This window comes from Sphingopyxis sp. (genome assembly GCF_050916055.1).
Lineage (GTDB): Bacteria > Pseudomonadota > Alphaproteobacteria > Sphingomonadales > Sphingomonadaceae > Sphingopyxis.
Genome location: NZ_CP051527.1, coordinates 902,621 through 928,446 on the forward strand (window position 1 = coordinate 902,621; position 25,826 = coordinate 928,446).

Below are 25,826 nucleotides of genomic sequence, written 5' to 3' on the forward strand. Positions count from 1 at the left end.
CGCGATCGGCGCAGTTCGGCGAATCTGGCGCGGCGCTGGCGCCGGTGTCGTTTCGCGCGACTCCTCCGCCGCTGTGTCTTCTTCTTCGTCGGGCGGAGGCGCCGGGGTCATAATCCGCGGCGGGACACGCCGCGTCGGCGTCTGTGCCTCGGCGACGGTCGCCCCGACAAATGCGAACAGGCTGATCAGCACGGAGCCACAGCCCGTCCGCAGTAAAACTCGATCGTTCATCATGTCCCTCCCGGCTGGAGGACCGCGGTCCCCCATCGACGCTAAGCAAAGCCGGATCGATGATCGCGATCGATGCCTTGCAAGAGGAGGAACGGGATGCAGTTTTCAAAGCGGACATGTCGGTGGGAAAACTTTGCCCTCGCGGCTGCGATGAGCGTTGCGCTGCGCGGTGCGATGTTGGCCGCACAAGAGGTAATAGCGCTCTACAGCCGCTTTTAGCCGTGTGGAGAAATGGCCGTAGACAAATGTCTGCTATATCAGCTTTGGCTCCCGCTAAGCGACCTGACGGCTACCGGCCAAGTGCTGCCGTGCGTAATTCCGGCTATTGCGACAAGGTTCGTGCTCTTTTGGCGGTTCCGTCCAAGCCGGGGTGTTGTCTGAGACTTATTCGGACCCTGCGTGATACAAAATGAGAAGCCTGTCACTTCCCCGGTCCGATCGGAAGAAGCGGTAGCGTCACATCGGTTGAGACGGGAACACCATCTCTGCAAGGAGCGATGCTGAAGGCGATGGAGTTCGCTAATTCAGCAAGTAACGTCGGAGGCAATAGAGATGCACCGTAGAGGTAGCGGGGCGTCTTTGACGACCGGCGATGATCGACCTCCCATTGAACCCATCGGTGTCCGCGTCCCAGATGCTAGTCGAATGACCGGTTTAGGACGTTCGACAATCTACGAATTGATCGCTTCTGGGGACATCGAGGCTGCGAAGGTCGGGCGCGCGACCGTAATAATGGTGGAGAGCATTCGTAGTTTTCTGATGGCAAATCGGAAAGCACCGCGCCCTCGTGGCTCCAAGGCGTCCGCCAGATCAATAGAGCGTGCTGGTAAAATCGGCTCATCGTGTTCCTGAAGCTTCTCGTCGAAAAAGGGCCGAAACTGGGGTAGTTTTTAGACGCAGGAGATATTAAATGTATCTATAACAATAGCTTAAATGTCCGATATTGGTCCCTCCTCCGCTACCAGTCGCCAACCCCTTCAAACCTCGCATTTCCGGCAGCTTTCTGCCAATCGTCGAGGTCGTTCGAAATGTGACAGTTGCCGCTCCGGAAGCGAGTTATTTGAACAACTCGCGACAGATTTGGACCCGTTTGGACACAATTTTCGCGAGAATTTTCGCGAGTGTTTCATGGCCTCGATCGCCTCGAGGTTATCATGGGCAAAAGTGGTATTCTGACCCCCACGCATATCGATCGACTGAAGAGCGGTTCCTTGGCCGACCGGGAGTTCGCTGCCCTGTCTGTCGTCGTATCCGGCCCCGCCAGGAGGCAGCGCCGTTTCAAGCGCGTTGTTGCTGGCACCAGGAAAACCGTCGAACTGATCCTTGGAGTTTACCCTGCCTTCGCGATCGATGCGGCGCGGGAATGGGCAGCGCCGTTCAGCAAGGCCGTGGCCAGCGGGGTTCGCCGATCGATATCCTCCGATGCCCTTTTTGAAACGCTATTGTGCCCGTTTCAGATTTGTCCTTCTCCCGCGGGGTCGTCATGCTGGCCGAAATATAAAGAAATGGGAGAAACTGCGGTGAAGAGCGACCAGACGGAAGCGGTAATGGAATTCGTGCGGCTGATGCCCCGTCGGGCCGCGATGATAAGTGGAACGGCCATGGCGGCGGCGCTGGCAGCCATGACGCCGGTCGGCGCCGTCGCGCAGGAAGCTCAGTCCGAACCCGCTCCGGAGGACGCTCAGCCGCAGGAGGCGCGCCAAGGCGGCGTCGAGGACATCATTGTCACCGCACGCCGTCGCGAGGAGCGTGCGCAGGAAACGCCGGTGTCGATCACCGCAATTTCTGCCGATCAACTCTCGGACCTCAATATCGTCCGCATCGACGGACTGACCCAGCTCGCCCCCAGTCTGCGCATCACGCAGGCCAGCGGCAGCGGCAACGCGCCTGCGGTCTATATCCGCGGCATCGGTACGCTTTCGACTGCGCTCTACGTCGAGCCGGCGGTCGGCGTCTATCTCGACGGCGTTTACACGCCGCGGCCCAGCGGCAACACCTTCGATCTGCCGGACATTGCGAGCGTCGAAGTGCTGCGCGGTCCGCAAGGCACGCTTTTCGGTCGCAACACGACCGGCGGCGCGATCCTGCTCGCGACGCGCAATCCCGAGGACGAGTTCGGCGTCAACGCCAATTTCTCCTATGGTTCGCGTAATGAGATCACGGCGTCGAGCGTCGTACAGGTCGGGCAGCTCGGCAACTCGCCTTTCGCGCTGAAGGTGTCGGGGCAGATCCACTCGCGCGACGGCTGGGTCGAATCGCCGGGGATTTCGGAATCGAAATGGGGCGGCGCGCTCTACAGCTATGGCGTCGGAGCTGCGCTGCGCGGCGAACTCGCAGGCGATTTTACCATCGACCTGCGCGGGCGATACAACAAGGTCAACAGCTACACCGGATGGGAAGCGCTCGCCGGCTCAGCGGTCGGCAAGGCTTATTTCCAGGGCTCCGCCGCGGCCAATGGTCCGGCTTTCCCGATCGGGGTGGGGCCGCGCGATTTCAGTTACCGCGATCCGCGCACCACCGGTGAATCGTCGGTAGAAAGCTATGGCGGCGTGCTGACGCTCGAAAAGGATTTCAGCGATGCGCTGACGGTGAAGTCGATCACCGGCTACAACGAGATCAATCAGGTTTTGCGTGGCAATCTCGGCGGCGGGGCGACGCGCGGCGCGGTCGCCAATCCGGTCGTTCCCGGCCAGCCCATCGAATGGGTGACGGCGCACGTCACGCCGTCGAACCCGGGCCAGCAGAAGCAATTGACGCAGGAGCTGCAATTCCTCGGCGATGTCGGCGATTTCAACTATCTCGTCGGCCTCTATTATTATGACGAAAAGGTCGACGAGACGATCAATACGATCCTCAATTCGCCGCTGTCGCCGACGCTGGCCATCCGGCTGGACCGCAGCACTAGTTTTTCGATCGCCTCGAAATCCTATGCCGCCTTTGCACAGGCGGGATGGAAGCCGGCATTCGCCGACGGTCGGCTCGAACTGGTCGGCGGTATCCGTTACACAAAGGACAAGAAAACCCTCGACTCAAGGTCGGTCTCGACGACGATCGCCACCACCATCACGACCCAGTCGCGCAAGGATGATTGGAACAATGTGGGCTGGCTGGGCTCGGCGAGCTTCAAGGTGACGCCCGACATCCTGATTTATGGCCGCGCGTCGTCGGCCTATCGATCGGGCGGCTATAATGCCCCGACGGTGGGGGCGGCACCGTTCGATCCGGAAACCGCGACCAGTTACGAAGCGGGGATCAAGAGCGACTGGTTCGATCGCATGCTGCGTTTGAACGTCGCCGCGTTTCAGACCGACTATAAGGACCTTCAGGTCAACGGATATAATATCGCGACCAACACCAACCAGCTGACCAACGCCGGCAGCGCGCGCTATCGCGGGTTCGAGGTCGAGGGGCAGTTCGTGCTCGGCGGCCTCAAGCTCGATGCCAATGTCGGCCATGTCGACCCGGTGTATAAGGAATATATCCTGGCGGTCGGCGGCGTGCCCACCAACGTGGCAGCCGATGCCGTGTTCGCGAACGTGCCGCACTGGACCTATCATGCGGGGGCGCAATATACCGTCGACACTGCCACGGCGGGCAGTTTCACGCTGCGCGGCGACTATAGCGGCAAGAGCAATTCGCCGACCTATACGCTGATCGCGCAGGCGCCGAATACGGCGCAGGTTCCCCTGATGGGCAAAGAAAGCAATTTCAGTGCGCGGTTGATGTGGGAGTTTGAGGTCGACGGCCGGACGCTCAAGGCGCAGGTCTTCGGAGAGAATCTGACCAACAACCGGTACCTGACCTTTGCGTCGGATTTCGGCGCGATCCTTGCGGGGACCTATAATCGCCCGCGCTACTATGGCTTCTCCATCGGTATCGACCTTTAGGAGGCGACGCCATCGGCGCGCCGGTCGCTACTCGCCGGCTGTCGTTGGTAGCGCTTTTCTGGCTATCATTTGTATGATGATGGACATCGTTCGTCGATAGTGGCTTTATGATCTTCGGCGCCCGGCAACGATGCACGCTCGGCAACAGGTCGGTGCCCGATCGCGAACGGCAAAGCCGCGCGGCGGGTGCTAGCCTTCGACAAGAAGCGAGAGGATTTGGGAGATGGCGACGATGAGCGGAGCAAGTGACGCAATGCCGGCCGCTGCGGCACCGCAGGTCGACGACGTCGCGCGGTGGCGCCGAAATCTTGTCGTCCTGATTCTGCTGACCGGCGGGGTGAAATCGACGCTCGCCTTCACCGCGGTGGTTCCGGGCCTCCAACTGATTGCGGCCGAATTCCACAGCGCCGCCGATTCGATCCTCAGCGCGCAGTTCGTGATCACGCTGGCGCCGATCGGTATGGCGCTCGCTGGACTGATCGCCGGTCTGTTCGTCCGCACCAGCAATTTGCGGGGCACGATGTTCGTCGCGCTCGGCGTTTCGACGATCGCCGGGCTGATGCCGCTGGTGATCCACAATTATACGCTGCTCCTCATCACCCGCTTTATCCTGGGTTTCAGCGCCGTGGTCGCCGATGTTGCGATGACCAGCGTGCTCGCCGCCTATTTCACGGGCGGTCTCCGGTCGAAACTGATCGGTTTCCGCCAGTCGATCTCGCATATCAGCACCGTGATCACGATGCTCGCCTCGGGCTGGCTGGCGCAGCATTATGGCTGGCGCGCCTCATCCTTACTCTTTGTCATCCCCGGCATCCTGCTGCTGCTCGCTTTTGTCGCCTTCGATCGCCCCATCTCGAAGGAGCGGCAGGAGCAGGCGCAGGACGGCCCGCAGGTTTCGCTGGTCCAGTTGCTGCCGCTGCTGCTGCTGTCGCTGATCATGGCGCTCGGCCATGCGATGCCGCATTATCAGATGCCCTTCCTGCTGAAGGAAAATGGCATCACCGACGCTGAGCTCGTGTCGTACGTACCCGCCCTCAGCGCGGGGGTGTCGATCCTGTCGGCGCTGGTCTTCGGCTTCGTCTATTCGCGCTTCGGCTTTGCGACACTGGTTGCCGCATCGACCCTGATGGGCATCGGCTTCATCGGCTCGGGACTGGCGACGAGCTATGAAATGATCCTGTTCTTCATCGTTATCGAAGGTGTCGGCGCGGGTTGGACCATGCCGTTTTTCCTTTCGCGTATTCTCGACCGGGTGACGACGGCGCAGCGCAACCATGCGGTCGGGCTGACCCTCGCGTCACTCTTCATCGGTCAATTCATGAACCCGTTCGTGACCAAGCCGATTCGCGATGCCTTCGGATTGCACGCGACGTTCGTCGTCATGGGCGTTGGACTGATCCTTATCACCGGAATCCTCGGCCTCATCGTGATTGTGCGGGCCAAGGCCAAGGAACGGGCGCTGGCTGCGGCTTAGCGTCCCGAACGAATTCACGCGAAAAATGCTCGAGCGGGGGCCAAAAGGGCTTTGCCTTTTCCTCGCTATCATATAAATGTTTATAAGATAGATATGTAGGAGAATATTGATGCCTCTTGGAAACACCAAGCTGATTTCGGCGGACAGCCACTTCAACGAACCGGGCGACCTGTTCACCAAGCGCGTTTCGCAAAAATTCAAAGACCGTGCTCCGCGCATGGAAAGCTTTCCCGAAGGCGACGGCTGGATTTTCGAGGGGCTCGACGGCCCGCGCAATTTCGGTTGGAACGCCTGCGCCGGCCTGCCGCCCGAAGAGACGAAGGCGTGGATGCGCTTCGACGACATGCGCAAGGGTGGCTGGGATCCTGCCGAGCGCCTGAAAGAACAGGACCGCGACGGCGTGACCGCCGAGGTCATGTATCCGACCCCGTCGATCCAGGCCGCAATGGCGCTGGTCGAGGACGAGGAATTCCATCTCGAACTCGTGCGCGCTTATAACGACTGGGTTTCGGAATATGTCGCTTATGATCCCAGCCGGTTCTGCGGACTGGTTTTCCTCCCCAACCGCGGCGGCGTGAAGGTTGCCGTCGAGGAAATGAACCGCGTGCTTGGCCGTCCCGGCATGCGCGCGGTGATGGCGCAGGCCTATCCGACCGGCACCACCGTCATGACCGACGAACATGATTATCTGTGGGCCGCGATCAACGAGCGCGACGTGAGCTTTAACATCCACGTCGCGCTGGGCATCTACAAGCCGAGCCCGCACAAGGCGAAGCTGCCCGGCTATGGCCGTTTCTTCGATGCCCCGAACCGGTGCATCGAATTCATCTTCAACGGCGTGTTCGATCGCTACCCGAACCTGAAGGTCGCCTTTGCCGAAGTCGACTTCGGCTGGGTGCCTTACGTCAAGGAGCAGATCGACAACAATTACCAGCGCCTCGAGAAGGTCAATCATTTCGGCCTGCAGCGCCTGCCCAGCGAATATATCGATGAGCATTTCTACTTCGGCTATATGACCGACAGCTTCGGGCTCAATAACCTCGATTTCATGAACCCCGAACGCGTCCTGTGGTCGACCGACTATCCGCACATCAGCGCCGACTATCCGTACAGCTGGCGCACCATCCAGGCATCGATGTCGGGTATTCCGGGGCCGGTGAAGCAGGCGATCCTGCATGGCAACGCCCAGAAGCTTTACAAATTCCCGGAAGTTCAGCCGGTCGAAGTCAAGGGTCAGGCGGCGCTGACCGTCTGAGCCGATTGGATGACAATGCAGCGGGGTTGCGGCGCCCGTTCCTTCGGGGGACGGGCGGCCGGCTCCGCTCGCCTGCGCGGGAATGAACATGCTCGACAAGCGGATGCCGATCGACGCCATCGTGGCGGAACTCAGCGACGGAATGACGATTGCGATCGGCGGTTGGGCGACGCGCCGTAAACCGATGGCGCTGGTGCGGGCGATCGCCCGATCGTCGCTGAAGGATTTGACGGTGATCGCCTATGGCGGCCCCGATGTCGGCGTGCTCGCGGCGTCGGGCAAGATCCGTCAGTTGATCTTCGCGTTCGTCTCGATGGACCAGATCCCCATCGAACCGCATTTCAAGGCCGCCCGTCAGGCGGGCATGCAGGTGTGGGAAATGGACGAGGGTATGCTCCATTGGGGATTGCGCGCCGCCGCCATGCACTTGCCGTTCCTGCCGACGCGCGTCGGGATCGGGACGTCGATCGCCGACGATCCGCGCTTCAAGACGGTCACCAGCCCCTATGACGATGGCGAGACGCTGATCGCCATGCCCGCGCTGCGCCCCGACGTCGCGCTGCTCCACGTTCATCGCAGCGACGAGAAGGGCAATGTGCTGACGCTTTCGCCCGATCCCTTTTTCGACGAACTGATGGCCCGCGCCGCCCACCGCACCTTCGTCACCGCTGAGCAAGTGGTTTCGACCGCTGAGCTAGGCCTGCCGGACCATGCGCGTCACCACCTTGTCGAACGCGCGCTGATCAGCGGCGTCGCCGAAGTGCCGTTCGGCGCGCATCCGACCAGCGCTGCGCCCGACTATCAGCTCGATCTGGCGCATCTGCGTTCCTACGCCGCCGCGGAAGGCGATGCCTGGGACGCGTATCGGGCGCAATATATCGACGTCGATCAGGCCGCCTATGTCGCGGCCGCCGGCGGGGGGGAGGCGATCCGCGCCATTCCCGCCCCGATTTATTGAGGGAGCATCCGCATGGCTGATACCGACGCCACGCTTGCCGACCTGCTCGTCACCGCCTGCGCCGAAGTCTGGCGCGGCGACCCCGAGTGGCTCGCCACCGGGATCACCCCGATCCCGCGGCTCGGTGCGAGCCTTGCCAAGCTGAGCTTCAACCCGCGGCTGATGATCACCGACGGCGAGAATATGTTCGTCGAGGAACCGGCGCCGATCGGGCCGCGCGACGGCGGGCCGACGGCGGAGGGCTGGGCGCCCTATGCCCGCACCTTCGACAATCTGTGGGGCGGACGCCGCCATGCGCTCGTGGCACCGGTGCAACTCGACCGTTTCGGCCAGTCGAACATCAGCGTCATCGGTGACCATTCAGCGCCGAAGGCGGCGTTGCTGGGCGCGCGCGGCTTTCCCGGCAACAGCATTTCGCACCCGAACAGCTATTTCTTCCCGCAGCACAACCGGCGCGCGCTGGTGGAGGGCGAGGTCGATTTCGTTTGCTCGGCGGGCTATAATCCCGCGCGCTGGCTGGACGGCAAGATACCGCACCGGCTGGAGCTGCGGCGGATCGTCACCAATTTGTGCGTGATGGATTTCGGCGGACCCGCCAACGCGATCCGGCTCGTCTCGCTTCACCCCGGCGTCCCGATCGAAGAGGTGCACGATAACACCGGTTTCGACGTGGTCGTGCCCGAGGGTGCGATTGCCGAAACCGCAGTCCCCGACGAGGCCGCCCTCACGATCATCCGCCGCCTCGACCCGCACGATATTCGCGCCTCGCTGATCAAGGGGAATCCACTCGCCGTTCGCGCGGCGTGATCGCTCGCGAAGGTGCGATGTCGGGAAAGCACGGCAGACTTGCTGCGACGCTATCGGCCGCGCTGTTGACGACCCTCAACATTATAATGATTGATAGTCGAAACACGGAGAGGATCGACCCATGACGACGGCGGCATCTGACGCGGCAGACATCGTGTATGAAACCGACGAGCCGGTCCTTTACGAGGTCAGGGATGGCGTGGCGTGGGTGACGATGAACCGCCCGCGTTACAACAACGCGCAGAACAGTCAGATGACCTATGCGCTCGACGATGCGTTTCGGCGTGCCGTCGACGATCCGCTGGTCAAGGCGATCGTCCTCGCGGGGACTGGCAAGCACTTTAGTGCAGGTCACGATATCGGGACGCCGGGCCGCGACATCACGCGGACCTTCGCCCGCGCGCATCTGGTGCCCGACCATGTCGGGCGTCCGGGCGCCGAAATGCTCTACACGCGCGAACAGGAAGTCTATCTGGGCATGTGCCGCCGCTGGCGCGATGCGACCAAGCCGACGATTGCGATGGTGCAGGGGGCGTGCATTGCCGGCGGGCTGATGCTGGCCTGGGTATGCGACCTGATCGTCGCGTCGGACGATGCCTTTTTCCAGGACCCCGTGTCGCGGCTGATGGGCATCCCCGGGGTCGAATATTTTGCCCATGCGTTCGAACTGCCGCCGCGCGTTGCCAAGGAATTCCTGCTGCTCGGCGACCGCATGCCTGCCGAGCGCGCGTACGGTCTTGGCATGGTCAACAAGGTCGTGCCGCGCGACGAGCTGGAGGCGGCGACGGCCGACATGGCGGCGAAACTCGCGGCGCAGGCATCGCTCGGCATGTGGCTGACCAAGCAGGCGGTCAATCATGTCGAGGAATTGCGCGGCAAGCGCAGCGCGATGGACGCGGTTTTCCACATGCATCATTTCGCCCATGCCCAGAACGATCTCACCACGGGCAATTCGCTTGGCGGCGTGACGGGCAAGAGCGCCGCGGCGGATAACCGAAGCACCGGGCGCAGCGCAAAGGAATCGGGCGAGGGATGAGCGATCCGCTCGCCACGGTGATGACGGCGATGCTCGGCTGCCGGCTGCCGGTGATCCAGACCGCGATGGGCTGGATCGCCGAGCCGCAGCTCGTCGCCGCGACGGTGGAGGCGGGCGGCTTCGGGTTCCTCGGCGCGGCGGTGATGACCCCCGCCGATGCCGGCGCAAAGATCGCCCTCTTGCGGCAAATGACGGACAAGCCGTTCGGTGTGAACTTTCATATGTTCCAGCCGGGCGCCGCGGACCTGGTCGAGATCATCCTCTCTCATCGCGACCAGGTCCGTGCCGTCAGCTTCGGACGCGGACCCGACGCCGCGATGATCGGGCGGTTCCGTGACGCAGGGATATTGTGCGTGCCGACCGTTGGCGCGCTCAAACATGCTCAGAAAATGGCGTCGCTCGGCGTCGACATGCTCGTCGTGCAGGGCGGCGAGGGCGGCGGGCACACCGGCGCCGTCGCGACAACCGTCCTGCTCCCGCAGGTGCTCGACAGCGTCGACTTGCCTGTCGTGGCGGCGGGCGGATTTGCCGACGGGCGCGGCCTCGCAGCGGCGCTGGCTTATGGCGCCGCTGGCATCGCGATGGGGACGCGCTTCCTGATGACGCGCGACAGCCCCGTGCCGGAGGCGATCAAGGCGCGCTATGTTGCCGCCGGCACCGACAATATCGAGGTTACGCGCGCGGTCGATGGCTTGCCGCAGCGGATGATCCGCAACGCCAGGCTCGCGCGGCTGACCGCCGGCGGCGCGATTGCGTCATGGCGCAATGCGCTCACGGCGGGGTTCGAGATGAAGCGCGCGACCGGCGCCTCGTGGGGCGACCTCATCCGCGCGGCGCAAGGCATGCGCAATCATGGCGGGCTGACGCTTGCCGGAGCGATGCGCGCCGCGGCCGCGCCGATGCTGATCCAGCGCGCGGTTGTGTCGGGCGATGGCGATGGCGGGCTGATGGCGACGGGCCAAGTGGCCGGTCGCCTCACAGATCTGCCGAGCGTCGCCGATCTGCTGAGCCGGATCGAGAGCGATGCGAGGACGCGCCTCGCCGCGCTTGCACCGGGCTTTCAAAGGATAGCAGTCTGATGCCGATACGCACGAATATCGCCGACCGGATCGGCGAGATCATTCTCGATCACCCCCCGGTCAACGCGCTCGACAGCCAGGGCTGGAACGAGTTGGCCGGCCACGTCGAGCGCCTTGGCCGCGATCCCGAGGTACGCTGCGTCCTCATCCGCGCAGAAGGACGCGGTTTTTGCGGTGGCGTTGATATCAAGGAGATGCAGGCGCATCCCGAGCGCATCGTCGCGCTGAACCGTGGCAATTACCTGACCTTCCGCGCGATCCGCGGCTGCGAGGTGCCCGTTGTCACCGCGGTCCACAATTTCGTCATCGGCGGCGGGATCGGCATCTGTGGCGCGTCGGACGTCGTGTTGGCTGCCGACAACGCCTATTTCTCGCTGCCCGAGGTCGATCGCGGCGCGATGGGCGGGGCGAGCCATTTGCAGCGGATGTTCCCGCTCCAGAAGGTGCGCGCGGCCTTCTTCACCGGCGGGCGCATCCCCGCCGCCGAAGCCTATCGACTGGGTGCGGTCGAGGCGGTTCATCCCGCCGAGCGGCTCGCGGACGAAGCGCGCGCCTTTGCCGCGATCATCGCGTCGAAAAGCCGCCGCGCGCTGGTGCTCGCGAAGGAAGCGCTCAACGGCATCGAGCCGCGCGACGTCGACCATGGCTATCGTTTCGAACAGGGCTTCACGCTGGAAATGTACATGCACGAAGATAGCCAGCGGTCGCGCGACGAGTTCGTCGCAACCGGCACGACCGCGAAATTCTGACCATGGATCTACGCTACACCCCTGAGGAACAGGCCTTTCGCGCCGAGGTCCGCCAGTGGATGGCCGATCATGTGCCGACCTCGCCGCTGCCCGATTTCGATTCGACGCGCGCGGGTTTCGAGGCGCACCGCGAATGGGAGCGCACGCTGCATCAGGGCGGCTGGGGCATGGTCACCTGGCCGACCGAATATGGCGGTCGCGGGCTCGACCTGATCCGCTGGCTGATCTTCGAAGAGGAATATTATCGCGCCGGCGCGCCCGGGCGGGTGAACCAGAACGGTATCTTCCTGCTCGGACCGACCCTGATCGAATATGGCACGGCCGAACAAAAAGCGCGCTTCCTTCCCGCGATGGCGTCGGGCGACGACATCTGGGCACAGGCCTGGTCCGAACCGGGCGCGGGCAGCGACCTCGCGGGTGTCCGCGCGACCGCGACGCGAGATAGCGACGATTATATCCTTTCGGGCCACAAGATCTGGTCGTCGCGCGCGGTCCATGCCGACTGGGCGTTCGGGCTATTTCGCGAACCCGGTAGCGAGCGCCACAAGGGACTGTCGCTGATCCTCTTTCCGCTGAGCGCCCCGGGGGTAACGGTCAAGCCGATCCAGCGGCTCGACGGCAAACCGGTCTTTGCCGAGCTGTTCCTCGACGATGTCCGCATCTCCGCCGCCAACCGGCTGGGTGACGAAGGGCAGGGCTGGGCGGTGTGCATGTCGACCGCGGGGTTCGAGCGCGGGTTGATGCTGCGCAGCCCCGCACGCTTTCAGGTCGCCGCGGCAAAACTCGTCGAGCTGTGGAGGGCGCGTGGCTCGGACCCGTTGCTCGGCGCCGAGGTGATGCAGGCGTGGATGGACGCCGACGCTTATGCGCTGTCGATCTATGCGACCGCGAGCCGGCTGATGGCGGATGGCGCGATCGGGCCGGAGACGAGCACGAACAAAATTTTCTGGTCGGAGCTTGATCTCGACATCCACAAGACCGCGCTGTCGCTGCTGGGCGCCGAGGCTGAACTGACCGCCGGCCTGCCGGTCGCTGCGGCTCCCGTCGCCGATTGGCTCGACGGCTATGTCTTTTCGCTCGCGGGGCCGATCTACGCCGGCGCGAACGAGATCCAGCGCAACATCATCGCCGAGCGGATGCTCGGTATGCCGAGGTAGATCATGGATTTCCGCCTGACCGACGAACAGGAGATGCTGGCAAGCGAGGTCGGCCGCCTGTTGACCGAAACTTGCACCGGCGCCGACCTTCGCCGCCTGCTCGACAGCGGCGAGGCGATCGACCGCGGTCGCTGGGGGCAGATGCTGGTGATGGGCCTGCCGGGGGTGATGGGGCCCGAGGAAGCCGGCGGCGCGGGTCTTGGCGCGGTCGAGATGGCGCTGATCGCAATCGCCTGCGGCCACGTTGCCTTGCCCGAACCGCTCGTCGAGCATGCCGGCGTCGCGGTGCCGATGCTGGTCGCGGCGGGCGCCAATCTGGATAAGGCGCTGTTCGGGTCGCGGATCGCGGTCGGGCATCCGATCAATCCACTGGTGGCCGATGCCGATAGCGCGGCGGCGCTGCTGCTGGCCGATGGCGACGATGTGCACCTCGTCGCGCGCGAACAGGTTGCGCTCACCCGGCACGAAAGCATCGACCCTTTTCGCCGCCTGTTCGCGGTCGATTGGACGCCGACGCCCGCGACGCGCATCGGCGGCGCTGCGCTGTGGGACATGGCGCTCGGCCACGGCGCGCTCTTTGCCGCGGCGCAGCTGCTCGGCCTTGCGCAGCGCGCGGTCGATATGTCGGTGGCCTATACCAAGGACCGCGAGCAGTTCGGCAAACCGATCGGCTCGTTCCAGGCGGTGAAGCACCATCTCGCTGATGCGCAGGTGAAGATCGAATTCGCTCGGCCGGTGATCCTTGCCGCCGCCGCCACGCCGCAGTTGTCGGCCCGGATCAGCCACGCCAAGCTCGCCGCGACCGCCGCCGCCGATGTCGCGACGCACGCCGCGGTGCAGGTCCATGGCGCAATGGGATTCAGCTGGGAAGTCGACGTCCATTTCCTGCTCAAGCGCAGCCTTGCGCTCGGACAGGCGTGGGGAAGCCCCGCCTTCCATCGCGCGCGCGTCGCCGCGCACATGGTATCGGCTCCGCTCGGCGCCGACCGCACCTTCGATGTGCCGCCCGGCGAGGAGGCACGCCGTGAAGCCGCTTGAGGTCGCCCGCAGCCTGCGCGCCGATCCTCGGGTCGCCGCGCGTTACCGCGCCGCCGGCTGGTGGGGCGATACGACGCTGTCCGACCGCGTCGCCGCGCTTGCTGCAACGCGCCCCGAGCGCACCGCATGGATTACGCCCGCAGGGCGCTTCAGCTGGGGCGAATATGATCGCGCAGCGACGCGCATCGCGGCGTTGATTGCCGCGAAGGGTTTGCCGGTCGGCGCCCGCGTCGCGGTGCTGCTGCCCGATGGCCCAGCAGTGCACGCTGCTCTGCTCGGAGTGGAGCGCGCCGGCATGGTCGCCGTCGGCATCGGCGCGCGCGCCGGGGTTGCCGAGATTGTGCATTTGCTGAAACGCACCGGCGCGACGTTGCTCATCGCTCATGACCAGATGCGCGACCGCACGCTCCCCGAACTGGTCGATGCGGTGCGCGAGCTAGGCGCCTCGCTCGATGATTATCTCGCGGTCCCGGACCTGATGGCGCGGCGCAACTGGAGCGCCGGAGAGTTGCCCGACCATCCGCCGCTACCCACCCCCGATCCCGACGCACTGTTCCTGATCAACTCGACCTCGGGCACCACGGGCATGCCCAAATGCGTGATGCACACGCAGAATCGCTGGTTCTATTTCCACCAGCTCGCGGCCGAGGCGGGACGCTTTGGCGACGATGAAATTTTCATGGGCGCGGTGCCGATGCCCTTCGGCTTCGGCCTGTGGACGGCGCATTTTTCGCCGGCGATCCTCGGGTGCCCGACCGTCGTGCTGCCCAAGTTCGACGCCGGAACCGCGCTCGACATGATCGAGCGCGAGCGCGTGACGGTGCTCTGCTGCGTCTCGACCCAATTCATCATGCTGCTCAACGAGCAGGCCGAACGTCCGCGCGACCTGTCGTCGCTCAAATGCATGTTCACCGGCGGCGAAGCCGTTCCCTATCGCCGCGCCGCCGAGTTCGAGGAAGTGACCAGCGCTGCCGTTCTGCAATTCTATGGATCGAACGAGACCGGCGCGCTCAGCAACACCACCGCCGCGGACACGCGCGACCGGCGGCTCAACACGGCGGGTCAGATCATTCCCGAGATGGAGGTCCGCCTGTTCGACCCCGCGACCGGCGAAGAGGTTCAGGGCAGCGGACAGCCGGGTTGTCGCGGCCCCGCTCTGTGCCTCGGCTATTGGGACGATGACGAGGCGAACGCCAAGCTGTTCACCCCCGACGGCTGGATGCTGATGGGCGACATCGTCGATATCGATGCCGAGGATTATCTGCGCGTGGTCGGGCGCACGTCCGAATTCATCATCCGCGGCGGCAAGAACCTCTCGGCGCCCGCAATCGAGGCCGAGGTTGCGACACATCCCGCGGTCGCGCTTGTCGCCGCAGTGCCCGCGCCCGATGCGGTCTTCGGCGAACGCGTGTGCATCTATGTCGCGCCGCGACCCCATCAGGAGGTGACGCTCGAGGCGATCACCAGCCATCTCCGGATGCGCGGCGTGTCGCGCGAATGGTTCCCCGAATATCTCGTCCTGATGGACGATCTGCCCCGCTCGTCGGGCGGTAAGGTCGCCAAGGGCGAACTCGCCGCCGATGCGAAAAAGCGCTGGGCGGTGCCGGCATGACGTACCAGAATCTCAAACTCGCCTATGACGGCCGGACCGCCCGCGTCACGCTGGCGCGGGGCGACAAGCTCAATCCGCTCGACTGGTCGACGGTCAAGGAATTAAAGGCCGCAGTCGCCGAGATCGAGGCGACGCCGGGCGTCGACTTCGTGCTGCTGACCGGCGAGGGGCGCAGCTTTTCCGCGGGCGGCGACCTCGACGGCTATATCCACCTTTATGCACATCCCGACGAGTTCCAGGCCTTCCTCGGCGACTTCTACGACATGCTCACCGGGATCGAGCAGGCGCGCGCGATCTGGATCGCCGCGGTCAACGGCGTGTGTGTCGCGGGCGGCATAGAATTGCTCCTTGCCTGCGACATGGCGCTCGCCGCCGAGAGCGCGAAGATCGGCGACGGGCATCTCAATTTCGGCCAGCTGCCGGGTGCGGGCGGATCGCAGCGGTTGCCGCGCGCAATCGGGCTGCTGCGCGCCAAGCACTTGATGCTGAGCGGGGAATTGCTCGACGCGCGCACCTCGGAAAACTGGGGGCTCGTCACTAAAGTCGTTCCCGATGCTGAACTGATCGCCGCTGCCGAAGAATGGATCGCGGGCATGGCGACCAAAAGCGCGATCGGCCTCGCCGGCGCCAAACGGCTCGCCAACATGACGCTCGATACGCCGTATGCGGAGGGGCTGCGGCAGGAGATTGCGTTCGTCCACCGCTACGCGACCACCGAACCCGACGCCACCGAAGGCCTTCTCGCCTTCAAGGAAAAACGCGCGCCGCGCTTCGGCACGCGAAAGGAAGACTGATATGTTCAAGCTGCGCGACAAATATGCGATCGCCGGGATCGGCAACACCGAATACAGCAAATTTTCCGGCCGCACGGTGCGAAGCCTTGCGACCGAGGCGTGCCTGAAGGCGATCGAGGATGCGGGGCTGACCGTCGCCGACATCGACGGCATCGTCAGCTTCAACTTCAACGACAGCGCCCCCGCGATGGGCGTCGCGACCGAGATGGGCATCGAGAACGCCGGCTATGCGGTCGATTATGCCGCGGGCGGCAACGGCGCGAACCTGATCACGCTCGCGGCGACTGCGGCGATCGAGGCGGGGCTGGCGAAGAACGTCCTCTGCTTCCGCGCCATGAACGGGCGCTCGGGCTTTCGTCTGGGTGGCGGGCGCGACATGTCGGCCTATGGCGTGACCCAATATACCGCGCCCTTGGGCTGGATCACCTATCCGCAGGCGATGGCGATGTGGGCGCGGCGCCACATGATCGACTATGGCACGACCGAGGAACATTGGGCCGAAATCGCGACGACTTTTCGCGACAATGCGGTGATCAACGAACGCGCGATGCAGCGCACCCCGATGACCAAGGACGATTATTACAACTCGCGCTTCATCGTCGATCCATTCCGCATGTATGACATCTGCCTCGAAAGCGACGGTGCCTGCGCGGTGGTGATCACCTCGGCCGAGCAGGCACGCGATCTGAAGCAGAAGCCCGTCTACATCATGGGTGGTGCCTATGGCGGCGGGCCGAGCCAGGGCGACGATCTGTTCGATGCGATCCGCTGGCCGAGCCATTCGCACAATTGCTTCAAATATCTCGCGGACGATTTGTGGGGCAGCGCGGGTATCGGCCCCAAGGATGTCGACGTCGCCGAAATCTACGACTGCTTCACCTATAGCGTGCTGATGGCGCTCGAAGGGCTCGGCTTCTGCGAGGAAGGCGAGGGCGGGCCGTTCGTGATGGATGGGCGGATCGCGCGCACCGGCGAGCTGCCGCTCAACACCCACGGCGGCCTGCTCTCCGAAGCCTATATCCACGGCTTCAACCATGTGATCGAGGCGGTCGAGCAGCTGCGCGGCACCGCCGGAGCGCGCCAGATCGACGGCGCCGAAATCGCGCTGACCACCGCGGGCGCGATGACCTGCGGCAGCGCCATGATCCTGAGGAACTGAGTGATGCAAAAAAATGCCTATTCGCGGCCGCTGCCCGTTCCCGATTCCGAAAGCACGCCGTTCTGGGACGGAATGCGCGAGGGTAAATTGATGCTCCAGCGCTGCGCATCGAGCGGCGAACATCTGTTCCCGCCGGTCACTTTTTGCCCCGGCTCGCTCGAAATTCCCGAGTGGGTCCAGGCGAGCGGCAAGGGGGAAATTTTCAGCTGGATCGTCGTGCGTCACCCCGTACCGCGCGATCTCTATGCCGACGAGGTCCCCTATGTGGTCGCGATCGTCGCCCTCGACGAAGGCTGCCGGATGACCGGCAACATCTTCGACTGCGCGCCCGAGGACATGCGCGCCGGGATGAAGGTCGAGATCGTCTACAACCGCGTCACGCCGGAGATCACGCTGCCGGCGTTCCGCCCCGCCATAAAGATTTAGGGGAGGGCTGAACGATGGCTGCGTCGGTCGCCGATCCTTTTGCCGCCTCGCCATTGCTGCGCCGCTTTGCCGGCGCCACGCGCGAAGAGCTTGAGGCGTATCAGCTTCGCAAAGTGCAGGCGCTCTGTACGCGCCTTTATGCGAAGAGCGACTATTACCGTGCGCGGATGGACGAGGGTGGATTGAAGGACGGCGCCGTCGATAGCCTCGACCGCTTCGCCAAAGCCTTCCCGACCTCGGCCAAGGCCGACTTCCTCGCCGATCAGCAGGCGGCGCCGCCTTTCGGCACCCGGCTGGGCGTCGACCGCGATCAGGTCGTGCACATCAGCATGACGAGCGGGACGTCGGGACAAGGGCAGGAAATCTATGGCCGCACCCAGCGCGACGTCCATATGCTCGGCTATCTCCATGCACTGCCCTGGTACATGGGCGGGCTGCGGCAGGGCGACACCGCGATCAACTGCGTTCCTGCCGGCGGGATGACCACCGGTGGCTGGGGTCCGGGCGAGGCGCTGCGCATCATGGGCGCGACGGGCTTCCACGTCGGCGGCAACACCTCGACCGAGGCGAAGATCGACCTCATGCTGGGGCTCGGCGGTGTGCATTTCATCTATGCCTCGACCAACTATCTCCACACGCTGACCGAGGCGTTGCTCGCGCGTGGCATCACCCCGCGCGAAGCCTTTCCCGCTATGCACGGCATCTTCATTGCCGCCGAGGGCTATCCGCTCGAATGGGCGGCAAAGATCGAGGAGCATTGGGGTTGCCGCCTGCAGGAAGGCTATGGCAGCACGCAATTGAATGGCTTTGGCGGCTCGACCGGATCGGCTGGCGTGTTCCGTGCCGATGGACAGCGCGGGCTGATGCGGCTTTTCGAATGGGAACATCTGGTCGAGATCGTCGATCCCGAAACCGGCGCGCCGGTCCAGCCCGGCGAACAGGGCGAGATGGTAGTCACCAACCTGTCAGTGGAAGGTAGTCCGGTCGTCCGCTTTCGCACCGGCGACGCGGCGCGGTTCGTGCCGTGGCAGGAGTGCGGTGGCGGGGCGTGGAACGCGATCGAATGCGGCACGATCGGCCGTTTCGACGACATGATGAAAATACGCGGCAACAATGTCTGGCCGTCGATGTTTGATGCCGCGGTTTTCGCACATCCCGAGGTCGGCGAATATAAGGGCCGCGTCTATACGCGCGATGGCAGGACCGAGGTCGAGGTCAAGATCGCGGTCGCCGATCACCATGCAAACCTGTGCGGAGACGATCGCGCGGCGCTCGTCCAGTCGGTGCGCGCCGCGATCAAGCAGCGCAGCAATATGTGGGTCGATGTTTGCGAGGTGCCGCGCGCCGAGTTTCAGGGCTTTGCCTACAAGGCGCGCCGCTGGGCCGATGAGCGGCAGGACGGATACCGGTTGTGAGGAGCGCGACGATGCACGACGAGGACCGCCTTCTCGAAGACATGCTGGTGCTTGCGGAGCGGCTGGCGGAAAGCGACGACGCGCTGATGAAGGGGCAATATGCGCAGCTCCGCGCCCGCATCGCGGCGCTGATCGAGCTGCGGTCGTTCGGCAGGGAACGGGCTGCATGACAGGAACTGAACGCTTCGCGCTGGACGGCCAGGTCGCGGTCGTGACCGGCGGAGGCGGCGGGCTCGGCTCGGCGGGTGCGCTCGCGATGGCCGAGTGCGGCGCCGACATCGCGCTCGTCGCGCGCAACCGTGCGAAACTCGAAACCGCGGCGGAAGAGGTCGAAAAGACTGGCCGCCGCGCGCTGATCGTCGAGGCCGACGTCACCGATCCCGCCGCGATGCTCGACGCCGCGAAAGAAATCGAAACCGCGCTCGGGCGCATCGACATCCTGTTCAACAACGCGGGGATCACCAACCCGCAATCGGTGCTCGACGTGTCGCCCGAGGACTTTCTGCGCGTGCAGGAGGTCAATATCGCCGGTGCCTTCTACACGATCCGCGCCTTCGCGCCGGCGATGATTGCGCAGGGCTATGGCCGGATCATCAACATGGGGTCGATCCTGTCGGGACGCGGGATGGCAAACCGCGGCGCCTATTGCGCGTCGAAGGCGGGACTCGCGAACCTCGGTGCCGCCTGCGCGTTCGAATTCGGCGGTCATGGCGTTACGGTCAACACGCTGGGCGCCACGGTTATCGTCACCGACCTCAACCGCGACCTCGTCCGCACCCAGCCCGAACTCTACGCCAAGGTCGTCGACCGCACTCCGCTCGGCCGCCTTGGCGAGGTCGAGGATTTAATGGGCGCGCTTCTCTTCCTTGCCTCGCCCGCATCGGGCTTTGTCACCGGCCAGACGCTCTTCGTCGACGGCGGCTACACCGCCGGCTAAACTGGAAAAAACATGACCACGACACCCCTCAAAAATTTATTCGACCTGACCGGCCGCACCGCGCTCGTCACCGGCGGCTCGCGCGGGCTCGGGCTCGCGATGGCCGAGGCGCTCGGCGAATATGGCGCGCGCGTCATCCTGACCGCGCGCAAACAGGCCGAACTCGACGAAGCCGTGACGCATTTACGGGCGCTCGGCATCGATGCCAGCGCGATCGCCGCCGACGTCGGCAACCCCGACGGGCCCGCCCATGTCGTCGAGACGGTGAAGACCGCGGGCGGACGGATCGACATTCTCGTCAACAACGCGGGTACGTCTTGGGGCGCGAAGACCGAAGAAATGCCGCTCGACGGCTGGAACAAGCTGATGGCGGTGAACCTCACCGGCCCCTTCCTGATGGCACAGGCGGTTGCTCGCGAGTTCATGATCCCCGCAGGCTGGGGGCGCGTCCTCAATATCGCGTCGGTCGAGGGGCTGCTCGGTCATCACCCGCGCATGATCGGCACGATCGCCTACAACGCCAGCAAGGGGGGGCTGGTCAATTTCACCCGCGCGCTCGCGGCCGAATGGGGGATGCTCGGCATCAACGTCAACGCCCTCGCGCCGGGCTATTTCCCGTCGAAGCTGACGGGACACGTCCTCGACAAGCATGGGGATGAACTGCGCACCGACACGCCGCGCGGCAAGCTGGGCACGGATGACGATCTGAAGGGTGCGGTGCTGCTGCTCGCGTCCGACGCCGGCGCACATATCACGGGGCAGATACTCGCGGTAGACGGCGGCGCGTCGATCATCTGACGAAAAATGAAGGGGAGAGAGACATGAACGCACCGAGCCGCTTCGGCACCCGCTATCCGTTTCACCCCTATCCGACGGGCTGGTTCAGCGTGAGTTTTGCAGACGATCTTGCGCCGCGTGATGTTCGTCCGCTGCGTTATTTCGGGCGCGATCTTGTCCTTTTTCGAACCGAAAGCGGCGAGGCTGTGGTCACCGACGCGCATTGCCCGCACCTGGGCGCGCATCTGGGCTACGACAGCTGGGTCGAGGGTGAGACGATCGTCTGTCCTTTTCACCAGTGGCGTTACGACACGAGCGGAAAATGCGTGCATGTGCCTTTCGCGAAAGCCGTACCGCCGCGCGCGAGAGTCCGCAAATGGCCGTCCGCCGAGCGCGGCGGGATGATCTTCATCTGGCATGATCTGGACGGCCGCGACCCGGACTGGAATCTTCCCGAATATGACGAAATCCGCCATATTCCCGATGCGGGTTTTCGCCGGCTCCACGACGATTTCGGATCGGCGCATCCACAGGACGTGTTCGAGAATGGAGTCGATTTCGCGCATTTCCCCGGCGTGCATGGCACCGGCCGCGCGGTCGGCAATGGACAGATTATACTCGATGGACATCGTTTCTTCAGTCCGGTCCGCATCCTTCCGGCGGGGTATGACGGGCCGGTCGAAAACGTCGATGTCGGATCGACGGTCGACTCGGAAGTGATCGGCGGCGGCCTTTCGCGCGTCGAAAGCCGCACGCCGCAAGCGCCCGGCATCGTGACCGTCTATTATGTCTCGGTGACCCCGGTCGATGCGACGTTGAGCCATTATTATGTCCGTCAAATATTCCTGAAAGACGATGACTGTCCGATGTCGGACGAAGAGATTGATCGCTTCACCGCGCTAGCCGCCGAGCATGGCCTGAAGGAGCAATATAGCGACGGCAAAATCTGGCCGTACAAGGCCTATGTCGAGCAGCCGATGCTGAGTGCGGCCGATGGCCCGATCCTGAAATATCGCGACTGGTACAAGCAGTTTCACCCCGCTGCCTGACGGCGGATCAACGCTTCGATAGCTCGGTCAAAACCGTGCGGAACCGGGCACCGATCCGTTCCACATAGGCGGGGTGCGTCAGTATCTTGGCATCGCCTGTCTGCGCCCCTGCGAACGCACGTTCGGCGACAGCCGCGGGGCTTATCGAATCGACCGGGATGGGCCGATCGGGATCGATCGCATCGAACATTGGGGTCGAAACCGCGCCCGGCATCAGCAGCGAGGCGCCGACCGCCGTGCCCTCCAGTTCGGCTCGCAAGGCTTCGACGATGGGCCAGAGCGCATGTTTGGTGCCGCAATAAGCGCCAAGCGACGGACCGCTCGTCATCGATCCGGTCGAGCCGGTTACGACGACTTGCGCCGCTTCTCCGTGCGATATTATCGTGGGGACGAAGGCCTGGAGCGTTGCGACCGTACCGATGACGTTGACGTCGGTCAGCAACCGCCATTCATTGATCGGCATGTCCAATATGCTTCCGCCGCGCAGCACGCCGGCGTTGGCGAAGAGCAGGGTGATCGGGGGAAGCGCCGCGCATTCGCTTGCGAAGCCGCGCAGCGTGCCGGGGTCGGTAATATCGACCGGGTGGATGACATGCGCGACGCCGGTCGCCGCCAGCTCGGCCGCGAGCGCCTCCAATCCCGCCGCGTCGCGATCGCACGCAGCGACCGCCATGCCTTGTGCCGCGGCATGACGGGCAAGGGCGGCGCCGATCCCCGACGCCGCCCCCGTGATGACTGCGGTCCGCCCGGCGAGCGCGATGCTCACCGGAAGTGGGGGATGACGTGCGTGCCGATCTTGCGCAACGTTTCGAGCTGCGCCCATTGCGGCACGGTGCCCATATTGGTCATGAACAATATTTCGTCGGCGCCGGCGGCGGCGAGCTGTTCGACATAGTCGATGCAGTCGGCGACGCTGCCATAGGCGTTTTTCGCGCTGAGGATACCGCCACTGGGACGTCGGCCATTTTCGTCGGGACGCAGATCCATCGTCAGCGTTTCGGACGCAAGTTTGGTCGTGATGATCGTGTCGGTGCCTTCTTCGAGCAGCTCGTCGCCCCATGTCTCGGGCTCGGGCTTCGGCCCGCCGCCGTACCAATAGTTCAGCGATTCATAGAAATAGCGTTGGCCACGGATGCCGATCCTGCGCGCCTCGTCGGCATCATCAAGAATGATCGTCGGGCAGAGCGCCGCCAGATGCTGGTTCGGGCGGTAGCCGACTTGGTCTTCGGCCCTTCGCGTCGCCCAGGCGTCGCGATAGATCTGGTTTTTCTTCGCCACCTCGTCGGGGCCGCCGAAGCCGAGAACGAGCGCGCCGATACCGCGCTGTCCGGCGCGCGCCAGCGTCTCTGGATTGGTGCACGCCATATACATCAGCGGGTGCGGTTCCTGGAACGGCTTGGGATGGATGGGGCGCGGCGGAATGTTGATGTGCGGGCCATTATGCTCGACCTCATCCTCGACGAACATGCGCGGGATCAGGTACATCGCCTCGTCGATCAACGGCTGGAGCGTCTTGAGGTCATAGCCATAGGCACCGGCTTCCTGTTGACTGCCGCCCTTCCCGATGCCGAAATGGACGCGACCCTTCGACAAGATGTCGAGCGTCGCGATGCGCTCGGCGACCTTGATCGGGTGGTTCATCGCCGGCATCAGGCACACGACACCATGACCGATCCCGATCCGCGTTGTGCGTCCCGCAATATAGGCGAGAAACGTCTCGGGCGCGCTCATATGCGCGTAGTTGGTGAGCGACGTGTGCTCGACGCTCCAGATCACGTCGAACCCCAATTGTTCGGCGAGCATCGCCTGTTCGACCAGCTCGTCGAACACCTGCCGCTCGCCGCGGGGTGAGGCGTCGGCCGTCTGGGCTTCGAATATCAACGAAAAGCGCATAATGAGTCTTTCAAGCTCCCAATCTTCGCCTCAGAAATCGACCGATGAGGGCAGGCTTTCAAATGCCGATTGGCGGCATGAGGGTTAGCGGCAAAGCATCGCTCAGCCCTTTTCGTGCTCAATTTAGATCGCTGGGGTCCGCCTTGGGCACTCGACCCCGTCAGCGATGCGTCCTTAGAGCTGTCCTATTCCGACCGAGGCGAGACAGAGCGAAGGAGTGCAACTATGATCCGGCCGATAAAGATCGTGGGCGTGGGCGGGACGGCGCGTCTGGAGTCGAGCAGCGAACGCGTCGTATCGTGTGCGCTCGACGCAGCCCGTGCGCTGGGCGCCGAGGTCCAGCTGTTCGACGGCCCGTTCATCGCATCATTGCCGCTCTATATCCCGGGGCGCACCGAGCGGACCGAGGCCGAGAGCCGCTTTGTCGAGGCGATCCGCGACTGCGACGGCATCATCGTCGGGTCTCCGGGGTACCATGGCAGCCTGTCGGGGCCGGTAAAGAACGCACTCGATTTGCTGGAGGACCTGGCAAAAGACGGGCGGCCCTATCTCGACGGCCGCGCCTTCGGGTCGATCGTCACCGCCTATGGCTGGCAGGCGTGCGGCACGACGCTCGTTGCGCTCCGCTCGATCGCGCATGCCCTGCGGGCCTGGCCGACGCCGTTCGGCGCGGCCGTGAACGCGACCGTGCCGCTGTTCGGGGATGATGGCGCCTGTCTCGATCCCAAGATTGCCGAACAACTCGCCATCGTCGGTCAGCAGGTCATGGAATTCGCTTTGTGGCGGAGAGCCGGCCTCGCAGCATGATGCCGGGCAGCGACGGTCACGATACCCCAATGGCAATAGAGCGCCGCAGGGTGCGGAAGTAACCTGCTGTCATTGCGGTCAACGCCGCCCACAGCACAGGAACATCCATATGCCCGCGCTCGCCCCGGTCCAGCTTCCGCACTCCTTCCTCGCGACGCCAGAAGAAATCATCGATGAGGCGCGCAATGGCCGCATGTTCATCCTCGTCGATGACGAGGATCGTGAGAATGAGGGCGACCTCATCATTCCCGCACAGATGGCGACCCCCGATGCGATCAATTTCATGGCGCGATACGGACGCGGGCTCATCTGCCTTGCGATGACGCAGCAGCGCGTCGACCAGCTCGGGCTTGAACTGATGAGCCGCAACAACGGCACGCAGTTCGAAACCGCGTTCACTGTGTCGATCGAGGCGCGCGAAGGTGTGACGACGGGCATTTCCGCCGCCGACCGCGCGCGCACCATCGCCACCGCGATCGACGCTTCCAAGGGGCGCGACGACATCGTGACCCCTGGGCACGTCTTCCCGTTGCTCGCACGCGAAGGAGGGGTCCTGGTCCGCGCCGGGCACACCGAGGCGGCGGTCGACGTTGCGCGTCTTGCCGGTCTCAACCCGTCGGGAGTGATCTGCGAGATACTGAAGGACGATGGCGAAATGGCGCGCCTCGACGACCTCATCCCCTTCGCCGAGCAGCATCAACTCAAGATCGGGACGATCCGCGACCTGATCGCCTATCGCCGCCGCAACGACCATCTGGTCGAACGCCGCGCCGAAATGGCGTTCAAGAGCCGCTGGGGCGCCGACTGGCGGATCATCAGCTATCGCAACCGCATTACGGGCGGCGAAGTGGTCGCGCTGGTCAAGGGTCAGATCGACACGGCAGAACCGGTGATCGTGCGTATGCACGTCCATTCGCCGATGGCCGACCTGTTCGCCGAGCAGGACGACCGTTCGGGCCTGCTCGGCCGCGCGATGACCAAGATCGGCGAAGCGGGCAGCGGCGTCGTCGTGGTGCTGAGCTCGACGGCGCCCGACCTGGTCGCGTGCATCATCCGCGCTCGCGAAGCGGGACGCGAGGCGAGCGGTGCACGGACGGTCGCCGTTCGCGAATATGGCATTGGTGCACAGGTGCTGACCGACCTTGGCGTCCATCGCATCACCTTGCTCAGCAACAGCGACACGAATTTTATCGGCTTGGACGGTTACGGGATCGAGATCGTCGACCAGCAGCCCCTTGGCAGCGATATGTAACGCAGCGATATCTAACATTGCAATGTTAGATAGA

The 25,826-nt window shown here is 64.1% G+C and carries 24 protein-coding genes; 22 read left to right on the top strand and 2 right to left on the bottom strand.

Annotated elements, in window-relative coordinates:
- Positions 1 to 876 precede the first annotated feature (876 nt).
- The 20 genes from HEQ22_RS04500 to HEQ22_RS04595 all read left to right on the top strand — a co-directional run bounded on the left by HEQ22_RS04500 (position 877) and on the right by HEQ22_RS04595 (position 21,840).
- The gene (locus HEQ22_RS04500) at positions 877 to 1,083 is read left to right on the top strand and encodes a helix-turn-helix domain-containing protein (protein WP_432770004.1); all 207 of its coding nucleotides are present in this window, start codon (positions 877 to 879) and stop codon (positions 1,081 to 1,083) included.
- 269 nt (positions 1,084 to 1,352) lie between these two features.
- Positions 1,353 to 4,118 carry a TonB-dependent receptor domain-containing protein gene (locus tag HEQ22_RS04505; protein ID WP_432770005.1) on the top strand — a complete coding sequence of 922 codons (2,766 nt, stop codon included), beginning with the start codon at positions 1,353 to 1,355 and terminating at the stop codon, positions 4,116 to 4,118.
- Between the two features lie 223 nt (positions 4,119 to 4,341).
- Entirely contained in the window at positions 4,342 to 5,592 is a 1,251-nt protein-coding gene (locus HEQ22_RS04510; RefSeq protein ID WP_432770006.1) for an MFS transporter, read from the top strand.
- Between the two features lie 109 nt (positions 5,593 to 5,701).
- Positions 5,702 to 6,847 carry an amidohydrolase family protein gene (locus HEQ22_RS04515; RefSeq protein WP_432770007.1) on the top strand — a complete coding sequence of 382 codons (1,146 nt, stop codon included), beginning with the start codon at positions 5,702 to 5,704 and terminating at the stop codon, positions 6,845 to 6,847.
- 88 nt (positions 6,848 to 6,935) lie between these two features.
- Entirely contained in the window at positions 6,936 to 7,805 is an 870-nt protein-coding gene (locus HEQ22_RS04520; protein WP_432770008.1) for a CoA transferase subunit A, read from the top strand.
- 12 nt (positions 7,806 to 7,817) lie between these two features.
- The gene (locus HEQ22_RS04525) at positions 7,818 to 8,612 is read left to right on the top strand and encodes a CoA-transferase subunit beta (protein ID WP_432770009.1); all 795 of its coding nucleotides are present in this window, start codon (positions 7,818 to 7,820) and stop codon (positions 8,610 to 8,612) included.
- Positions 8,613 to 8,733: 121 nt separating this feature from the next.
- A complete protein-coding gene (locus HEQ22_RS04530; protein ID WP_432770010.1) occupies positions 8,734 to 9,648 on the top strand; it encodes an enoyl-CoA hydratase in 915 nt (304 codons plus the stop codon).
- Positions 9,645 to 10,727 carry an NAD(P)H-dependent flavin oxidoreductase gene (locus tag HEQ22_RS04535; RefSeq protein ID WP_432770011.1) on the top strand — a complete coding sequence of 361 codons (1,083 nt, stop codon included), beginning with the start codon at positions 9,645 to 9,647 and terminating at the stop codon, positions 10,725 to 10,727. The genes HEQ22_RS04530 and HEQ22_RS04535 overlap by 4 nt, the downstream gene beginning before the upstream one ends.
- Positions 10,727 to 11,476: an enoyl-CoA hydratase family protein gene (locus tag HEQ22_RS04540; RefSeq protein ID WP_432770012.1), complete on the top strand. Its 750-nt coding sequence runs from the start codon at positions 10,727 to 10,729 to the stop codon at positions 11,474 to 11,476. The genes HEQ22_RS04535 and HEQ22_RS04540 overlap by 1 nt, the downstream gene beginning before the upstream one ends.
- A gap of 2 nt (positions 11,477 to 11,478) precedes the next feature.
- Positions 11,479 to 12,633: an acyl-CoA dehydrogenase family protein gene (locus HEQ22_RS04545; RefSeq protein WP_432770013.1), complete on the top strand. Its 1,155-nt coding sequence runs from the start codon at positions 11,479 to 11,481 to the stop codon at positions 12,631 to 12,633.
- Positions 12,634 to 12,636: 3 nt separating this feature from the next.
- Complete coding sequence (locus HEQ22_RS04550) at positions 12,637 to 13,671, top strand: acyl-CoA dehydrogenase family protein (RefSeq protein WP_432770014.1); 1,035 nt, start codon at positions 12,637 to 12,639, stop codon at positions 13,669 to 13,671.
- Positions 13,658 to 15,283 (top strand): class I adenylate-forming enzyme family protein, encoded by a 1,626-nt coding sequence (locus HEQ22_RS04555; protein WP_432770015.1) that lies wholly within the window; start codon positions 13,658 to 13,660, stop codon positions 15,281 to 15,283. Before HEQ22_RS04550 ends, HEQ22_RS04555 begins: the two co-directional genes overlap by 14 nt.
- Positions 15,280 to 16,077, top strand: coding sequence for an enoyl-CoA hydratase/isomerase family protein (locus tag HEQ22_RS04560; protein ID WP_432770016.1), 798 nt, complete (start codon positions 15,280 to 15,282; stop codon positions 16,075 to 16,077). Before HEQ22_RS04555 ends, HEQ22_RS04560 begins: the two co-directional genes overlap by 4 nt.
- 1 nt (position 16,078) lies before the next feature.
- Complete coding sequence (locus HEQ22_RS04565; RefSeq protein ID WP_432770017.1) at positions 16,079 to 17,236, top strand: thiolase C-terminal domain-containing protein; 1,158 nt, start codon at positions 16,079 to 16,081, stop codon at positions 17,234 to 17,236.
- 3 nt (positions 17,237 to 17,239) lie between these two features.
- Positions 17,240 to 17,662, top strand: coding sequence for a Zn-ribbon domain-containing OB-fold protein (locus HEQ22_RS04570; protein ID WP_432770018.1), 423 nt, complete (start codon positions 17,240 to 17,242; stop codon positions 17,660 to 17,662).
- A gap of 14 nt (positions 17,663 to 17,676) precedes the next feature.
- The gene (locus tag HEQ22_RS04575; protein WP_432770019.1) at positions 17,677 to 19,077 is read left to right on the top strand and encodes a phenylacetate--CoA ligase family protein; all 1,401 of its coding nucleotides are present in this window, start codon (positions 17,677 to 17,679) and stop codon (positions 19,075 to 19,077) included.
- 11 nt (positions 19,078 to 19,088) lie between these two features.
- A complete protein-coding gene (locus HEQ22_RS04580; RefSeq protein WP_432770020.1) occupies positions 19,089 to 19,247 on the top strand; it encodes a hypothetical protein in 159 nt (52 codons plus the stop codon).
- Positions 19,244 to 20,014 carry an SDR family NAD(P)-dependent oxidoreductase gene (locus tag HEQ22_RS04585; RefSeq protein WP_432770021.1) on the top strand — a complete coding sequence of 257 codons (771 nt, stop codon included), beginning with the start codon at positions 19,244 to 19,246 and terminating at the stop codon, positions 20,012 to 20,014. Before HEQ22_RS04580 ends, HEQ22_RS04585 begins: the two co-directional genes overlap by 4 nt.
- A gap of 12 nt (positions 20,015 to 20,026) precedes the next feature.
- On the top strand, positions 20,027 to 20,812 hold the full coding sequence (locus tag HEQ22_RS04590) for an SDR family oxidoreductase (protein WP_432770022.1): 786 nt from the start codon (positions 20,027 to 20,029) through the stop codon (positions 20,810 to 20,812).
- A 23-nt stretch (positions 20,813 to 20,835) separates the two neighbouring features.
- Positions 20,836 to 21,840, top strand: coding sequence for a Rieske 2Fe-2S domain-containing protein (locus HEQ22_RS04595; RefSeq protein ID WP_432770023.1), 1,005 nt, complete (start codon positions 20,836 to 20,838; stop codon positions 21,838 to 21,840).
- Positions 21,841 to 21,847: 7 nt separating this feature from the next.
- On the opposite strand, the gene HEQ22_RS04600 is transcribed toward HEQ22_RS04595, so the two are convergent.
- A complete protein-coding gene (locus tag HEQ22_RS04600; protein ID WP_432770024.1) occupies positions 21,848 to 22,606 on the bottom strand; it encodes an SDR family NAD(P)-dependent oxidoreductase in 759 nt (252 codons plus the stop codon).
- The gene (locus tag HEQ22_RS04605) at positions 22,603 to 23,733 is read right to left on the bottom strand and encodes an LLM class flavin-dependent oxidoreductase (RefSeq protein ID WP_432770025.1); all 1,131 of its coding nucleotides are present in this window, start codon (positions 23,731 to 23,733) and stop codon (positions 22,603 to 22,605) included. The genes HEQ22_RS04600 and HEQ22_RS04605 overlap by 4 nt, the downstream gene beginning before the upstream one ends.
- A gap of 225 nt (positions 23,734 to 23,958) precedes the next feature.
- On the opposite strand from HEQ22_RS04605, the gene HEQ22_RS04610 reads away from it, so the two are divergent.
- Both HEQ22_RS04610 and ribB read left to right on the top strand, forming a co-directional pair.
- A complete protein-coding gene (locus tag HEQ22_RS04610) occupies positions 23,959 to 24,540 on the top strand; it encodes an NADPH-dependent FMN reductase (protein ID WP_432770026.1) in 582 nt (193 codons plus the stop codon).
- 109 nt (positions 24,541 to 24,649) lie between these two features.
- The gene (gene ribB / locus HEQ22_RS04615) at positions 24,650 to 25,792 is read left to right on the top strand and encodes a 3,4-dihydroxy-2-butanone-4-phosphate synthase (protein ID WP_432770027.1); all 1,143 of its coding nucleotides are present in this window, start codon (positions 24,650 to 24,652) and stop codon (positions 25,790 to 25,792) included.
- Positions 25,793 to 25,826: the final 34 nt, after the last annotated feature.

Excerpts from the sequence above, each read along its gene's own strand:
- HEQ22_RS04500 (WP_432770004.1), top strand. The coding sequence starts at position 877 with ATGACCGGTTTAGGACGTTCGACAATCTACGAATTGATCGCTTCTGGG.
- HEQ22_RS04510 (WP_432770006.1), top strand. The coding sequence starts at position 4,342 with ATGGCGACGATGAGCGGAGCAAGTGACGCAATGCCGGCCGCTGCGGCA.
- HEQ22_RS04515 (WP_432770007.1), top strand. The coding sequence starts at position 5,702 with ATGCCTCTTGGAAACACCAAGCTGATTTCGGCGGACAGCCACTTCAAC.
- HEQ22_RS04520 (WP_432770008.1), top strand. The coding sequence starts at position 6,936 with ATGCTCGACAAGCGGATGCCGATCGACGCCATCGTGGCGGAACTCAGC.
- HEQ22_RS04525 (WP_432770009.1), top strand. The coding sequence starts at position 7,818 with ATGGCTGATACCGACGCCACGCTTGCCGACCTGCTCGTCACCGCCTGC.
- HEQ22_RS04530 (WP_432770010.1), top strand. The coding sequence starts at position 8,734 with ATGACGACGGCGGCATCTGACGCGGCAGACATCGTGTATGAAACCGAC.
- HEQ22_RS04535 (WP_432770011.1), top strand. The coding sequence starts at position 9,645 with ATGAGCGATCCGCTCGCCACGGTGATGACGGCGATGCTCGGCTGCCGG.
- HEQ22_RS04540 (WP_432770012.1), top strand. The coding sequence starts at position 10,727 with ATGCCGATACGCACGAATATCGCCGACCGGATCGGCGAGATCATTCTC.
- HEQ22_RS04545 (WP_432770013.1), top strand. The coding sequence starts at position 11,479 with ATGGATCTACGCTACACCCCTGAGGAACAGGCCTTTCGCGCCGAGGTC.
- HEQ22_RS04550 (WP_432770014.1), top strand. The coding sequence starts at position 12,637 with ATGGATTTCCGCCTGACCGACGAACAGGAGATGCTGGCAAGCGAGGTC.
- HEQ22_RS04560 (WP_432770016.1), top strand. The coding sequence starts at position 15,280 with ATGACGTACCAGAATCTCAAACTCGCCTATGACGGCCGGACCGCCCGC.
- HEQ22_RS04565 (WP_432770017.1), top strand. The coding sequence starts at position 16,079 with ATGTTCAAGCTGCGCGACAAATATGCGATCGCCGGGATCGGCAACACC.
- HEQ22_RS04570 (WP_432770018.1), top strand. The coding sequence starts at position 17,240 with ATGCAAAAAAATGCCTATTCGCGGCCGCTGCCCGTTCCCGATTCCGAA.
- HEQ22_RS04575 (WP_432770019.1), top strand. The coding sequence starts at position 17,677 with ATGGCTGCGTCGGTCGCCGATCCTTTTGCCGCCTCGCCATTGCTGCGC.
- HEQ22_RS04580 (WP_432770020.1), top strand. The coding sequence starts at position 19,089 with ATGCACGACGAGGACCGCCTTCTCGAAGACATGCTGGTGCTTGCGGAG.
- HEQ22_RS04585 (WP_432770021.1), top strand. The coding sequence starts at position 19,244 with ATGACAGGAACTGAACGCTTCGCGCTGGACGGCCAGGTCGCGGTCGTG.
- HEQ22_RS04590 (WP_432770022.1), top strand. The coding sequence starts at position 20,027 with ATGACCACGACACCCCTCAAAAATTTATTCGACCTGACCGGCCGCACC.
- HEQ22_RS04595 (WP_432770023.1), top strand. The coding sequence starts at position 20,836 with ATGAACGCACCGAGCCGCTTCGGCACCCGCTATCCGTTTCACCCCTAT.
- HEQ22_RS04605 (WP_432770025.1), bottom strand. The coding sequence starts at position 23,733 with ATGCGCTTTTCGTTGATATTCGAAGCCCAGACGGCCGACGCCTCACCC.
- HEQ22_RS04610 (WP_432770026.1), top strand. The coding sequence starts at position 23,959 with ATGATCCGGCCGATAAAGATCGTGGGCGTGGGCGGGACGGCGCGTCTG.
- ribB (WP_432770027.1), top strand. The coding sequence starts at position 24,650 with ATGCCCGCGCTCGCCCCGGTCCAGCTTCCGCACTCCTTCCTCGCGACG.